The organism is Synechococcus sp. CCY 0621 (genome assembly GCF_019038465.1).
In the GTDB taxonomy this organism is placed as follows: Bacteria; Cyanobacteriota; Cyanobacteriia; order PCC-6307; family Cyanobiaceae; genus Cyanobium.
On the sequence record NZ_JAFKRH010000038.1, the window covers coordinates 81,952 to 96,326 of the forward strand.

Consider the following 14,375-nt stretch of genomic DNA (forward strand, 5'->3'; position numbering starts at 1 on the left):
GCCAATGCTATCCAAGCCACAAGCCACTGGACAGGTAAGCCGCCATCTTGCACCGCAGAGCAGTGAGCCCAGCGGCTCTTCGTTGCTGGCGCTAGCTAGTTTCACCACAAGAACTGGGCTAAGAGGCAACAACTACGACGATGGCGAGAAGTGATTGCCTAGCACCGAAGATGAAGTACGAGCTCATTGCTGCATTCGCTGGTTTCACTTCTCGCTGGAATCAGCGTAATCACCAGGCAATCGGTAAACAGCTATACCACCGCCAGACCGATCTCAGCCAACACGAACTAGTAAAAGGCAGGCGTAAGCCGTAGCCATGCTGGACATTGCAATAGAGCTAGAGGACTACACGCAACAGAAAGTGCAGAGTTCTAGAGACGCTCGTTAGCAACAAGTGTTATCATTTCAGCCCTTCGGGTATTGTGGCCTAGCGAGGGTTGCTGTGTTGCATCCCCAAAAGATCACCGTACAAAGACTGGTAGAGGCTCGCCACTCTTTCTGGGTTCCAGCGCTGCTCGGCACGGGCACGCGCAGCAAAACCTAACTGGCGACGGCGCCGCGGGTCCTCAAGGACCCAGCTGATGGCGGTAGCCAAGGACACGGGATCAAATGGCTCGGCCAACACCCCAGTGATGCGGTCATCCACGATGTCGACCAGGCCACCGGTACGGAAGGCCACCACGGGGGTGCCGCAGGCGTGGGCCTCTAGGCCGGTATTGGGGAGGTTGTCTTGGCGGGAGGAGATGATGAACACATCGGCAGCGGCGTAGAGCAGGCGGAGGCTGATGTCGTCGTGCAGGCGGCCGCTGTAGTGGATAGGGAAGCCGAGATCGGGCGGCTGGGTAGGCCGGCCTTGGCCGAACACCACCAGCTCAAGTTTCTCCAGCGGAGTCCCGGCCAGTTGGGAGCGCAGCCGTTGCAAAGCGTTCAGCAGCAAATCAGCCCCCTTACGAGGATCAGCAGTGCCGCCCATTGCACCGAACAGCACGAGCGGTCTATCCAGCGGCAATTGCAAAAGGGCGCGAGCTTGGCTCTGATCAAGCGGGGACCAGGTGGCCAGATCGATCGGATAGGGAATTACCGTGATCGGCCAGCGGGCCATCAGTGCGCTGCGACGGGCACAGTCAGCTAGCCACTTGCTTGGACATACAATCTGGATCGGACGGCGCCAATGAAGACGCTTGCGCTGGTAGGTGAAGCGATTAAGGTCAGGGCCGAATTCGTGGTGCGGCCGGTTGGATGGTTTGTACCCCAGCACGAAGCGCTGATCACTGCTAGATGACTCATTGGGTCCAGGCGGGCTGGTGTAGTGCTCTGCGCCACAGAACGCCCACTGGTCATGCAGGGTCCACACCAGGGGCATGGGCAGGCGACCGATTTCCTCAATTGAGAGAGTTGAATCGGCCAACCAGTGGAGATTCACGAGATCGGCATGGCCCTTGCGGTGGCGCTGCTGCAAATCGCGGCCTAGGCCGGTGGCGGGCCAAGCAATCGAGTGCCGCGTTGGATTACCACTTCTGAAGCCGCGGCGGCAGGCCTGTCGGGCCACGCCACGCAGAAGCCTGCGCCACTCGGCGCCTTGGCCACCGATCACAGTGGGGTCGTCCGACAGCTTGTTGATCACCCGCATCTGCGAATGCAGCCCATTGGAGTAGCCGTGATCTACCAAGCTGCGGTGGATGCGGTACGCGGCGCGGGGGGCGCCTCCAGAGATGTCGGAGGAGCTGAGGTGAAGAATGTTCAATCGACCACTCTGATTGCATGAATAAACTTGCACGGTTAGTGCAAGGGATGAGCCACAGCCAGTTGAGCGCGCTGCCCCCAGAGGCTCCGTCTAGCATGAAGTGTGAGCAGAGATCAGCCGGGGTCCATGAGTTGTCTGAAGCCCACGGCTTACTACTGAAGGGAATAATTGAAAATCTTAGCCGATGATTGGTTCCGGTTGTCACATGACCATCTTCAGCAAGGCCGCGAAATTGTGCATCACTTCAAGGATTCCAAGCAAAGCTGAGATGAACTTTGCCCGGCGCAGCAGAATGAACCCCATTTACAATAATGTGATCCTTGGCCCAGTTCCTTTCCCCTGATAGGGCTAAGCGCATTCATGCTGTTGGATGTCGAAGATTATGTGTCAGACCTCAAAGACCCAGCTGGCAACTGCGAATTGCAGCACTGCCAATGGTGTAGTTCGCGATCGGATGAGATACGGCTGGGTGCTCTAGAATCGATTGTCGTTGTGGCTGACTCTAGAAAGCATTCTACCTTCTGCTGTAAACTCGGCCGACAAGTGAGGCCAGTGCAATGGTGTACTTTTTTGTCTTGATCCTTAGATCTGAATACACGGCAATCGGTGAATTTGCGCAATCCCAGTACTCCTTATCTGCCCGCCGAGGAGGCCGGCCAGCCAGGGCTTCGCGAAGATAATGCCTTCTCAAGGGCTTGGCCGACCCAATGGCGTGAGGTAGGCCAATCCAGCCGCCAGAAAATCCCATCAGATCGGGCCCGAACGTACTTAGTGGCTGGTGCCATGCCATGGCTGCAATATTCAAGGCATCCTGATCAGGGGTATGCATTGCATTCCATCGCCCCCCCCTTCGCCAAGCACCGATATCGCCCTTGGCATCCAAAGGATTGGTACTGGCACCAAACTCCTCGATGATGTGATGCCAGAGCTCAAGAAACGCACGATCACGACGCTGGATGCCGAGGAGCCCGCCATTGAAGTAGAGATCGAAACTCTGCTCGCAGCCACGACCCGACTGCTCGATCAGCTGCTTCCACTCATGGCGGATGGGGTGCCCAGCAGGAAGCCACCAGTTGGTGTCTGCTGCAACCACAGGCCCGTAGACGGTAGCGGCCTCGATCCATTGCCATGGGGCACATACCACGATGTCTGGATCCAGATAGACAATGGAGCTGCACTCCGGATAAGCCTCCAGTACCTCCTGCATGAACCGTGGCTTGTAGTTGGTGAAATGCCAGGAGGTTTCCAAGCAGCACCAATCCCACCGCGCAGAGCAATTCTGAGCATCCCTGTTACGAAACGCTTCAATCGCCGCTCTCTGGCCAGCCGGCACATCCTCCAGGCTGCGGCAGCCGGCCACAAAGACCCCCTCAAATCCATGCGCCAACAAGCTATTGAACAGCACGCAAGCTCCAAGGAAATAGCTTCCTTCTGCCAGGGTTACAACGATCTTCACAGGCTTCGTTCCACAGCAGAGAGCAAGTCAACAAACACGAACTCTGAGCTCATTCGGGAAGAGGCGTTTTGATGAGGGACTGGAAGCTGGCGTCCCTGCTCTCCAGATCGCTATAGCTGCCCATGGCGCTGATGCAGCCCTGCTCGAGCAGCACAATCCGGTCACAGTTCCGCACCGTTGTCAGGCGATGGGCGATCAGCACCACCGTGAGCCGGCGATCCAACGCGTCAATCGCCTCCATCACTTCCGCTTCAGTGCGGTTGTCGAGGGCACTGGTGGCCTCATCCAGCACCAGCAGCTCGGCCTCCTTGTAAAGCGCCCGGGCAATACCAATCCGCTGCCGCTGCCCACCGCTCAATCGCACGCCCCGCTCCCCCACCACAGTGCCATAACCCTCAGGGCTCCCTTCGATCAATTCGGCGATGCGGGCCTGCTCAGCCACTTGCCGCACCCGTTCCTGGTCGATCCGATCGGAAGGAATGCCGAAAGCGATGTTGGCCGCAAAGCTGGCATCACAAAGGTAGATCTGCTGCGGCACATGGGCAACCTGGGAGCGCCAGGCCTCCACCAGGCCTGGCGTGGCCTGCAGATCCTGCCCCTGCAGCAGCACCTTCCCCTGGCTGGGCGCCAGCAGGCCCAGGATGAGATCACTGCAGGTGCTCTTGCCGCTGCCAGTGCTGCCCACAAAGGCGATCCGCTCGCCTCGCCGCACAGTCAGTTCCAGATCACGCAAAACCCAGGGCCCCTCCGGGCTGTACCGAAAGCTCAGCTGCTCCAGCTGCAACAGGGGTTCTCGGAAGCCGGCGGTCAAAGCCACTGACCTGTGATCCGAACTGTCGGCTAGCTGGAGGGTGTGGCCTTCCGCTGCAGACCTCAGAAAGGGTTCAAGCCGCAGCAGCGAGGCTTGATTGGCGAGCAAGCCGCTCAGGGAGTTGAAGCACTGCTGCAGGGGCTGCAGCAACCGGTAGGCCCCGAGCGCCAGGGTGCCGAGCAGGGGCAACTGCTGATCTACCCCCTGCCCCGCCAGGGCCAGGCTCAGCGACAGGCCCACGATCAGCAAAACCGCAAATCCTTCGATCAGGTAGCGGGGCACCTGGGCCTTGATGTTGATCGAAGCACCGGCGGCCCGATAGCGTCGATTAACACGTACAAACTCCTCCAGAAAGAATGGTTGAGTGCGATCGAGCAGCACGTCGCGAATGCCCCCCAGGCCCTCCTGGGCCACCTTCAGTGTGGCCTGGTAGTTGGTGGTCATGGCAATGCCATCCGCCCTCAGCGCCCCGCGCGTGTAGCGATAAACGCTCAGATAGAAGCCCCCCAGCAGCAGCGCCACGACCAGCATCACCCCCGGGGCCAAAGCGATCAGCGAAGCACCCAGCAGCAGCACGATCGCTAGGTTCACCACCAGCACCAGTAAGCCCTGGATGCTGCCGAACACCTGGTCCACATCCCGGGTGAGGTGGGCGAGGGTGGTGCTGCTGTTGTGGCGCAGGTGCCAGGGGTAGGGCCGCCGCAGAATCTCACCGAACACCCGTTCGCCCAGGTCGGCCGCGATCAGCGCGCCAAGCCGCAGCTGGGCGCGGATCGTGGCCACCCGCAGGAGCGAACTGGCCACCACCACGGCCATGAAGCCCAGACCAAGCCCCAGCAGCAAGTGCTGTTCCGGCAGACCCCTAAGCGGAGAAGCCAACGGACCCAGGGCCTTCAGACCCTCCTGGGGATTGGCCAGCAGCCGCAGGAACGGCAGCAGCGCCCCCAGGTTGGCCACTTCGCCCAGGGCCGCCAGCAGGCTCAGTCCCTGCAAGGCAAGCAGCTGGCGTCGCCGTCGCGGGGTCAGCGAGTCCCACAGCAAACGCAGGCTCTTCAGTTTGCTGTTCAACCGGTTGGGAAGTCGCATCAATTCAACTGGGACTGACCAAGATCATCTGTTGCAGTGCAGCCAGAAGTGAGCAAGGGTGAAGATCAAGGGACTTCAAGGAGCCGAGGAGGCTCTGGGACTACGAATGCACACCTAGATCAGCAGCCAAACCAGGCGAGGCATCACTCAGGAAGAGCGTACCTACCGGGATGAGGAGGCTGAGACCCAAAGAGGGAATCTCTTCAGGGTGAAAGCTGAACTGGAGCAGCTTCAGTAGCACAGGCCACATATCCGTTGAAAGCCAACACCAATGGCTTTGTTGCGGGTCTGGACGCGAGCAGGGCTACAGCGTCTCAAGACTGACAGATTTAAGCAGCCTTTTCTTTGCTGGGGGCTTCAAGTTGTGCCGATGTCAGCACATGGCCCAATCCGCTGAGCCCCCTGCCCCACCAAAGAGAGACCCGTGCATGGGGAGTCAACACAGGTAGCATTTGAGGCCGATGAACAATCGGGAAGGGACCCCCTTCTGCTCTATTGCGTTTGGGTCGTTGGGCATGAAAGGCGCGGCTTCGTTCATGGCCGAACTGAACCATCTGGCCGACAACAGGCTGTTGCCGGCGCTACCCATGCTGGAGGCCAAGGGCCTTGTCAGCCCTGAGCTGGTTCAACTCGGCAGCCATACCAGCGTTGGCCACCCCAGTGGCAATGCCCCCGCCGCGGATCGTGGCGTTCTCGAAGCCCTGCAGCGGGCTGGGGTTCGGGTTCTAGTTCTGAAAGGAACGCTGCTGGCGCACACCGTCTACGGCAGCCCCGAGCAGCGACTGCGTGTCGACACCGACCTGCTCGTGCCACCGGAGCAGCGCTCCGCCGCCGAGCAGGTGTTGCGGGACCTGGGTCTGGCACCCATCACACCGCTGTCGGCCAACACCATTGATACGCAGGAGCTCTGGGTGGGCGATGGCTCGGAAGGCAGGCGGCTCATCGATCTGCATTGGCTTCTGCTGAACAACCCGGTGTTCGCCGATCTGCTGGGCTTCGAGGAGCTCTGGGAACGCCGCCAGCCCTTCACGATCGCCGGCTTCACAGCCTCAGGGCTTGGGCCCTGTGATGCATTGCTGCATGCAGCGCTCCACTACTTCGTCCACCACGTGGGACAGGATCGACCGGCCCAATGGCTGCTCGATGGTGATCTGCTCTGGCTGCAGTTGAACCAAGCCGCCCGGGATGAGCTGGTGCAACGGGCCATGCAGCTCGGTGTGGCCGGCCTGCTTGGCACCTTCCTGCAGGAAGCCAACGCTCGCTTTCAGACGGGAGTCGACACAACCCTGCTCAACCAGCTCCAGCAGGCCGGGAAACGCCAATGGCGCAGTGGCATCATGCGGGTCAACGGTCGGCCCCTGGCTGCCCAATGGCTGATCCTGCGGACCATGAGGGGGAAACGGGCGCGGCTGAACCACCTGCGGCGGCTGTTGTTCCCCTCCAAAGCCTGGATGCTGGCGAAGTATCCAGAAGCCGGAGGTTGGTCACTGCCCTGGCTCTATGCCAGGCGAGCGCTGGAAGGCTGGGAAAAGGGTGTGCGCCACTGATCCGGCATCCTCTCCTACGAGGCCTCACAGGCCACAAGCCCCTGCGCCAGCAGGTCCTGGCACAGCTTGAGCAGATCACGCTCCAGCTGATCGGCCTCCACCGCATACTCCTGCAGCATCTGATCGCGGATCTCGGCCAGGGATTGATTCGACGCCATCAATTCCCACATCCGCGCCCCCACCGGATCCAGGCCGTAGTAGGTGCCCGTGGCCAGGTGCAGGATCACGGTTTCATCGCCGACGCGGCGGTCCATGACCTCGGTGGGGACCGTGAGGCGGTCGGAGAGCTGCAAGCGATAGCTGGTCGAAGCGGCCTCAACCGTCGGTTCGGAGGTCATGGAAGCTTTTGAAGCGCCATGGATCCGCCGTAAAGTAAAGGGTTATGAACAGTTGGCGACGCAAAGCAGGCCGCTTCCACGAACTGGACGGACCTTCGCGCCGGCTGGTGCTGGGCAGCGCCGTGCTGCTGCCGCTGTTCTGGCTTCGGGTGAAAGTGCTGGGCCAATGCACACTTGGCCCTGGCCGCGTTGGCAGCACGCTTGCGCCTCAAGTTGACGCCGCCGTCCGCATGGGGCAGCTCGTGAACAGGGTGGCGCACTACGTGCTTCCCCCTGATAACTGCCTCAGCCGCTCGCTCTGTCTGCAGTGGCTGTTGCGCCGCCGCGGCATTCCCGCCGATCTGCGCCTGGGCGTGCAGCTGGACGCAGGACAGCTGCAGGCCCACGCCTGGGTGGAAGTGGCCGGCCATCCGGTCAATGACGCCCAGGATGTGGCCGAGCGCTTTCTGCCCTTCGAGCAACCCCTGTCCGCCCAGGCATGAGCGGTGTCTTCGGGCTGTTCAATCAGGACGGCAAGCCCGTCGAGCGCAGCGAACTGGGCGACATGGCGTCGCTGCTGGAACGTCGCGGGCCCGATCGCACCGCGTTCTGGAGCGAGGGGCCGGTAGGCCTGGGTCTCACCCTGCTCACCACCACGCCGGAGCTGGCCTTTGAGCCCCAGCCCGTGCGCCATGGCGCCAGCGGCTGCGTGATCGTCGCCGACGTGCGCCTCGACAACCGCGAGGAACTGCTGGCGGCCCTGGGCCTCGCCGATCGCGCCCATCTGCTAGGCGATGCAGGCCTGATCCTGGAGGCCTACCTCGCCTGGGGCGAAGCCTGCCTGGACAAGTTCCTGGGCGATTTCGCCTTCATGCTCTGGGATTCCCGCCACCAGAAACTCTTCGGCGCCCGTGATCACTTCGGCCTGCGGCCCTTCTATTACCACCACAGCCCGGGCCAGTTCTTCGCCTTCGCCTCCGAGCCCAAGGCGATCCTGGTGCTGCCGCAGGCGCCCTATCGCCTCAACGAAGCCCGGATCGCCGATTTTCTGGTGAACCAGCTGGAAGGCATCGACAAGACCTGCACCTTCTTCGAGGAGGTGTTCCGCCTCCCTCCAGCCCACTGCGTGAGCGTGACGCCGGAGCGGATGTTCATCCGCCGCTACTGGACCCTGGAGCCAGGCGAAGAACTACGGCTGCCATCGGATGAGGCCTACGCCGAAGCCTTCCTGGAGGTGTTCACCGAAGCCGTGCGTTGCCGCCTGCGCAGCCATGGCCCCGTGGGCTCGATGCTCAGCGGCGGCATGGACTCAGGCTCGGTGGTGGCCGTGGCCAAGGAGATCCTGGCTGAGCAGGGCCGCGCCCCGTTGCCCACCTTCTCCGCCGTTGGCCCTGACCCTGAAACCTGCGTCGAAACGCGGGCGATCCACGCGGCGCTCACCATGCCTGGGCTCGATCCAACCTTGGTTCGGTACGACCAATTGGACGTCTTGATGCCGGAACTGGGGGAGCTGGGGTTGTCGCTGGATGAACCCTTCGACAACCACATGACGTTGGTGCGGGCGATGTATCTGGCGGCGCACCGCAAGGGCCTGAAGGTGTTGTTGGATGGGGTGGCTGGAGATGTGGTGCTCAGCGAGGGCAGCCACATCGCTCGTCTTGTTCAGCGTGGCCATTGGCGGCACGCCTACCGCGAGGCGGTGGGGCAGCAGACGTTCTGGGGTGGTGCCTACCCCGCCTGGCGGGAATTAGTTGGCGCCGCACGGTATGCGTTCATGCCGCTCCCGTTGCGGCGGCTCTACCGGCGCCTGCGGGACCCAGGCCGCCAGCGGCACCAGCTGGAGCGGACCATCCGCGAAGCGCGGATAGATCCCACTTTCGCCGATCGCATCGGGCTGGCTGAGCGCCTGCAAAGGCTCCAGGCGCACGGGTCGGACCCTGTGGTGGTGACATACCCCGAAGAACGGGCCCGGGCGATTGACCACCCCTATCTCACGGTGGGGCGGGAGCGCTACGACCGCGTCGCCGCCGCCGTAGCGGTGGAGCCCCGTGATCCGTTTCTGGATCAGCGGGTGGTGACCTTCTGTCTCTCCCTGCCAGGCGCACAGAAGCTCGCAGGCGGCTGGCCCAAGATCGTGCTGCGCCGCGCCATGGCCAATCGGCTACCCGACTCGGTCCGCTGGCGCACAGGTAGGGCGCATCTGGGCTGGGCCTTCACGAGGGAGCTGATCAGAAGGTTCACGATGGACAAAGATCCACGGATGACAAGTGGCCAAATGCTCCTCTCGCGCTACCTCTCAACATCCGTGAGCGCACGACGCTCGCCTTTCCCCCATACAGATCCAGATCCGCTTGAAAGCAGCTACGATGACATGGGTTTGGTCTGGTGGCTAAAAAGTCACCGTGCCCTTGCCAGGGAAATAGATCCCAAACCAAACCTCCTGATCAACTAGAAAATCAAAATGAAACTTTCTACCGAGAATCAGCAAAGCCTGACTCAGGCGCCTTACCTCCAACCTTATTGCTCACCACGTCTTTCTGTTTTTGGAGCTATCAGCGAGCTCACCAATAGTGGCACCGGAGATCAGAGAGAGAGTCCAGGAAATGCTCCTGCCACCAAACTTCCGCGTGCATAGCTAGGCCTTAGCGCTCTTCGGAACCCTCAAGGGAAATCAAGATAGTATCAGTCAAATGCAAATATCATTTCACAAAAATAAAGGCGTGCCACAAAGATACTTTGCATTTTATTGCTTTTGGTACTTTCAGAAACGAACCCTTAACGATTCACTCTGGTCGTTCCCATAATTTGCTACTTCAATCCAATAATCTTACTTTGTAATTTTACTGGCGTTGAGCATGGGCGGCTTGAGCTACAGAAGCATATTTGCCAATCCTGATTCCTTGCACGGCACGGCGAACCTATTTAGGCATGCCATTCGTCTCGGCCTACATGACTATAGCTCCCTGAATAGAATCACCAACAAACTCTACACAAAGGCAGCCGACTTTGGGTCCAAAGATCATAATCTTGCCGGTCTTTGGCCTTGGGAGCAAAAAATCGTCGATGAATTTTTTGCAAGCCAACATTATATACTTGTTGCCGGAGCAGGTGGTGGTCGTGAGGCGATAGCACTTGCCAAACAAGGCTTTTCTGTGACTGCGTTCGACTTCTGTGCGGCACTCACGAAAGCCTGCCGAAGTCACCTCGCCGAATTGGGCCTCAAGGCTCGCGTGCTGGACGCTCCACCCGACTGTGCACCCCCAGAACTAACATCTGAATTATTCGTTTACGACGCCATATTCCTTGGACGAGGATTCTATCACCATATTCCAGGACGAACCCGAAGAGCCTTATTCCTGAAGGGCTGCAGACAATTCGTACGCCAAGGAGCACCCCTATTTCTATCTGATTTTTTCAACCGTCAGACGTCCGATCCCTTCTATTACAAAACTTATATGGTAGCGAAAGCCATCCGAACAATACGGCTAAGCCCTGATCCTGTTGAGCTTGGTGATTGGCTTAGCAATTGCATGCAGCATGCTTTCGTAGCAAGCGAGATAGAAGCGGAGATGAAGGAAGCCAAGTTCCGCTTAAAACACTATTTGGATACGCCTTTTGGACTGGACACCCAATTAGCTCATGCTGTTGGCATTGCGCAATGAGAGACCTAGTCTCAACGGCACTTGAGCACGATTTTTTCAGGCTGATATAGGCTTTATGCATCTATTCAATCCAGAGATGAGAGATGGGCAAGTCCACCGGCTACAACATTCTCAGTTATGGCGATATGGTTAACAACCGGCAGCGCATGGATCCCTACGCCCGCACACTGCAGCAGGCCGTTCGTCGGGACAGTGTGGTACTTGATATCGGCGCGGGCACCGGCATTTTCTCACTGCTCGCCTGCCGTTTTGGCGCCGCAGAGGTCCATGCGGTCGAACCTGATGCCTCTATCGATCTGGCTCGCACCATGGCAGCGGCCAACGGCTTTGCCGATCGCATCCACTTCCATCAGACCCTCTCCACCGCGATCACCCTGCCGCGCCCCGCCGACGTGATCGTCTCCGACCTGCGGGGAGTCCTTCCCCTCTTTCAGCATCACATCGCCGCCATCGCCGATGCCCGAAGCCGCCTCCTGGCGCCGGGTGGTGTGCTGATCCCCGCTCGCGACCAGCTCTGGGCGGCGCTGATCGACGTCCCCGAGGTCTACCGTCCCTACACCGAGCCGTGGCTCAGCAACACCTATGCGCTGGACCTGAGCCCAGGCCAGCCGCTGGTGGTCAACACCTGGCGCAAGCTGAACGCCAAAGCCGACCAGCTGCTGGTCGAGCCAGCCCATTGGGCCACGCTCGACTATCAAACGATCCAACGGACTGACGTCTCCGGTGAACTGTCCTGGATCCTGGAACGACCCGGCACGGCCCATGGAGTTCTGGTCTGGTTCGACGCGGAGCTGGCCGATGGCATCGGTTTTTCCAACCGACCGGGGGAACTGGAGCTGATCTACGGCCAGGCATTCTTCCCCTTCCAGGCACCCGTGCGGCTGGAGCAAGGCGACCACGTGGCAGTGGCTTTAAGCGCCACGCTGGTCAATGACAACTACCTCTGGCGTTGGGACACGCGTGCCCGCAGCGGCGACCACCTCAAAGCCAACTTCCGTCAATCCACCTTCTACGGAACACCCGTGGCGCTGGAGGCGCTCAAGCGCCGCTCCGCAGATTTCGTACCATCCGCAGACACATCCGCCGCGATCGACCGCTGCGTGCTGTCGCATATTGACGGGAAGACGACCCTCGGGACCATTGCCGAAACTTTGATGGAAATGTTTCCCGAGCGCTTCCACCAGCACCAGGACGCGCTGAACTACAGCGCCAATCTGGCCGAGAAGTACCGCCCCGCCACGAACGGATGACCCTCACCGCTGCTCAGCATCGGCTCCAGCAGCCGGAGCCCAACGCAGCCTTCCATCGATGGACCCTGCCCGGCGGCTCCACCTGGACAGAGTTCTACCGCCGGCCTGGCGGCTACATGCTGCGCTTCCCGGACCTGGCCGACTTCGAGATCAGTAACGACGCCCAGATCGCTATGGCCCATCCGGTGCCGGGCGTAGCGCAGAGCACGATGGAGCACCTGTACCTCAACCAGGTGCTGCCGTTGCTGCTCAGCACGCAGGGCCAGCTGGTGTTCCATGCCAGCGCCTTTGCCCTCGAGGCTTGTGCGGTGGCGTTCGCAGCTCATTCCGGTCGCGGCAAGTCCACCCTGGCGGCCAGTTTCGCCATGGCTGGCCATTCCTTGCTGACCGACGACGGCCTGCTCCTGGAACCAACCGCCAGCGGTTACAACGTTCGACCCAGCCACCCATCGATCCGCCTCTGGGACGATTCCTCTGAAGCGCTGATCCCCGCCGATGCCGCCACGTCCCCGGCCATCTCCTATTCGTCCAAGTCGCGATTTCTAGCCGGGGATCATGTGCGCTTCAGCTCCGAGCCCCAACCTCTCCGGTGCGTGTTTTTCCTCGGCGAGGGGGCGGTCTCTGAGATCACGATCGAACCCATGGCACCAGCCCAAGCCCTGATCGAATGGGTGAAGCACTCCTTCCTGCTCGACATCGAAGACCAGCCGCGACTGGCCACCCACTTCGACGACGTGGCCCGCCTGGCCGCCCATCCCTTTCACTACCGCCTCGATTACCCCAGGCACTACTGCCTTCTGCCCGAGGTGCAGGCCGCCATCGTGAGCCATCTGGGCAGCCTCAGCGGCGCGTGAACGCTGCCGGGCGGATCACCGCCGCCGCCTGCGCCACCAGCTCCGGGTCATGGCTGGCCACCAGCACCAGCCGCTCACGGCTGCGCTCCAGCACCAGCTGCCGCACCGTGGCCGCCGCCTGGGCATCCAGAAACGCCGTCGGTTCATCGAGCAGCTCCACCGGCTGATCCAGCAGCCAGGCCCGCAGCAGCCCCAGCCGGTGGATCTCACCGCCGGAGAAACAATCCACCGCCAGATTGAGCGGCCCATGCAGCCCCTCGGGCCGCCCCAGCAACGCCTCCAGCCCCAGCCGCTGCAGCCAGGGCGCCAGCAACTCGTCGCGTTCTTCTCGTTCCGGCAGCCGGCCCAGCAGCAGGTTGTCCGCCAGGCTTCCTTCAAACAACACTGCCCCCTGGGGCGCATAGGCCACCAGCGTCCGCCAGGCGGCGGCACCGGCGCTGCCCGTCAGCTCTATAGGCGCTCTGGAGCCCGCCACCTGCAGCTGCCACTGGCTGTCCTCCTCGGCCAGCAACCCAGCCACCCGATCCAGCAACGTGCTTTTGCCGCTGCCCGATGGCCCCACCAGCACCACCAAAGCGCCACGCCGCAGGTCCACCGCCGGCTGGCCCGGGCCCTGCCAGCGCACCGCCTCCAGCCGCGCTTCGCGCGCCAGCGGCCGGGTGGCGGCGGCCGCCAGCACCGGCGTCCCCAGGCGCTCGCGCAGCTCCCGCAGCGCCTGATAGCCCGGCAGCGCCCACAGGCAGGCGCGACGGCTGCTGATCACACCCCCCAGGGCCCCGGCCGCCCGGTAGGCCAGCAGCAGCACCGTGGCCACCGCCGCCGGCTGCAGCCCCGTGCCGCCCAGCCCCAGCCACAGCGCCACCACCAGCACCACCAGCCAGTCGCGCAGGGCGCCGAACACCGCCTCACGCCGCAGTGAGCGGCGGGCATTACGGCGATAGTCGCGTGCCGCCTCGCTGAAGCGCCCCAGCAGCCAGGGCTCGGCGGTGGCCGCACGGATCGCCTTGAGGCCATGCAGCCCATCGCCCACGATGCTCTGCAGCGCCGCATTCAGACGCGTCTGCAGTGTTCCCAGCTGCCAGGCGCCGGAGCGTTGCGCCAGCCCCGCCAACGCCGCGGCCACCAGCCCCAGCAGCAGCGGCGCCGCCTGGCCCCGGCCGGCCAGCACCACGCCGGCGGCGTAGATCAGCAGGCTGATCAGGCTCTGCAGCAGCTGCAGGCCCCGGTCCAGCGCATAGACGCTGGTGTCGATGTCGTCCATCAGCAGGCCCAGCAGCTCACCGCGGCCCACCTGCTCCAGGCGCAGGCTGGAGGCATACAGCACCCGGCTGAGCAGGTCGCTGCGCAGCCGGTCGGTGAGGGCACTGTTCAGCCACTCCTGGAGCACGGCGATGCCCACCTGCAGCAGGCCGCGCAGCGCCATCAGCGCCACCAGCAGCGCCAGCAGCTGGCGCAGATCCAGCGAAAGTGCCGGCAGCGGCAAGCCGGCCGCACCGCCCGCCCCCAGCAGCACCCCCACCGCCAGGCCCAGGCCGGCCACCTCCACCACACTCGCCAGCAGGGCCAGGCCCGCCAGCAGCAGGGTGTGCCCCCATCCCGCCTCGCGGGCCAGGGCGATCCAGAGCTTCACGCGGTCATCCCGTCCTGA

General features: G+C 62.1%; 11 protein-coding genes. 6 read left to right on the top strand and 5 right to left on the bottom strand.

Going from position 1 to position 14,375, the window contains the following annotated elements:
- Nucleotides 1-427 precede the first annotated feature (427 nt).
- The 3 genes from KUG43_RS12600 to KUG43_RS12610 all read right to left on the bottom strand — a co-directional run bounded on the left by KUG43_RS12600 (nt 428) and on the right by KUG43_RS12610 (nt 5,079).
- Nucleotides 428-1,744, bottom strand: coding sequence for a glycosyltransferase (locus KUG43_RS12600; protein ID WP_216909542.1), 1,317 nt, complete (start codon nt 1,742-1,744; stop codon nt 428-430).
- Between the two features lie 514 nt (nt 1,745-2,258).
- Nucleotides 2,259-3,200 (bottom strand): hypothetical protein, encoded by a 942-nt coding sequence (locus tag KUG43_RS12605; RefSeq protein WP_216909544.1) that lies wholly within the window; start codon nt 3,198-3,200, stop codon nt 2,259-2,261.
- Nucleotides 3,201-3,249: 49 nt separating this feature from the next.
- Entirely contained in the window at nt 3,250-5,079 is a 1,830-nt protein-coding gene (locus KUG43_RS12610; protein WP_216909546.1) for an ABC transporter ATP-binding protein, read from the bottom strand.
- 554 nt (nt 5,080-5,633) lie between these two features.
- Here KUG43_RS12610 and KUG43_RS12615 point away from each other — a divergent pair.
- Complete coding sequence (locus KUG43_RS12615) at nt 5,634-6,644, top strand: nucleotidyltransferase family protein (protein ID WP_216909548.1); 1,011 nt, start codon at nt 5,634-5,636, stop codon at nt 6,642-6,644.
- 14 nt (nt 6,645-6,658) lie between these two features.
- Here KUG43_RS12615 and KUG43_RS12620 read toward each other — a convergent pair whose 3' ends face one another.
- Complete coding sequence (locus tag KUG43_RS12620; protein ID WP_216909550.1) at nt 6,659-6,982, bottom strand: PqqD family protein; 324 nt, start codon at nt 6,980-6,982, stop codon at nt 6,659-6,661.
- 44 nt (nt 6,983-7,026) lie between these two features.
- Here KUG43_RS12620 and KUG43_RS17115 point away from each other — a divergent pair, with 44 nt between their 5' ends.
- The 5 genes from KUG43_RS17115 (at nt 7,027) to KUG43_RS12645 (ending at nt 12,727) form a co-directional block, all read left to right on the top strand.
- Nucleotides 7,027-7,464, top strand: a complete 438-nt coding sequence (locus KUG43_RS17115) for a lasso peptide biosynthesis B2 protein (RefSeq protein WP_286194739.1) — start codon at nt 7,027-7,029, stop codon at nt 7,462-7,464.
- The gene (locus KUG43_RS12630) at nt 7,461-9,413 is read left to right on the top strand and encodes an asparagine synthase-related protein (RefSeq protein ID WP_216909554.1); all 1,953 of its coding nucleotides are present in this window, start codon (nt 7,461-7,463) and stop codon (nt 9,411-9,413) included. The genes KUG43_RS17115 and KUG43_RS12630 overlap by 4 nt, the downstream gene beginning before the upstream one ends.
- A gap of 397 nt (nt 9,414-9,810) precedes the next feature.
- Nucleotides 9,811-10,623: a class I SAM-dependent methyltransferase gene (locus KUG43_RS12635; protein ID WP_216909556.1), complete on the top strand. Its 813-nt coding sequence runs from the start codon at nt 9,811-9,813 to the stop codon at nt 10,621-10,623.
- Between the two features lie 83 nt (nt 10,624-10,706).
- On the top strand, nt 10,707-11,873 hold the full coding sequence (locus KUG43_RS12640; protein WP_216909558.1) for a 50S ribosomal protein L11 methyltransferase: 1,167 nt from the start codon (nt 10,707-10,709) through the stop codon (nt 11,871-11,873).
- Complete coding sequence (locus tag KUG43_RS12645) at nt 11,870-12,727, top strand: hypothetical protein (RefSeq protein ID WP_216909560.1); 858 nt, start codon at nt 11,870-11,872, stop codon at nt 12,725-12,727. Before KUG43_RS12640 ends, KUG43_RS12645 begins: the two co-directional genes overlap by 4 nt.
- On the opposite strand, the gene KUG43_RS12650 is transcribed toward KUG43_RS12645, so the two are convergent.
- Nucleotides 12,714-14,357 carry an ATP-binding cassette domain-containing protein gene (locus KUG43_RS12650; protein WP_216909562.1) on the bottom strand — a complete coding sequence of 548 codons (1,644 nt, stop codon included), beginning with the start codon at nt 14,355-14,357 and terminating at the stop codon, nt 12,714-12,716. The two genes, KUG43_RS12645 and KUG43_RS12650, sit on opposite strands and share 14 nt — an antisense overlap.
- Nucleotides 14,358-14,375 lie beyond the last annotated feature (18 nt).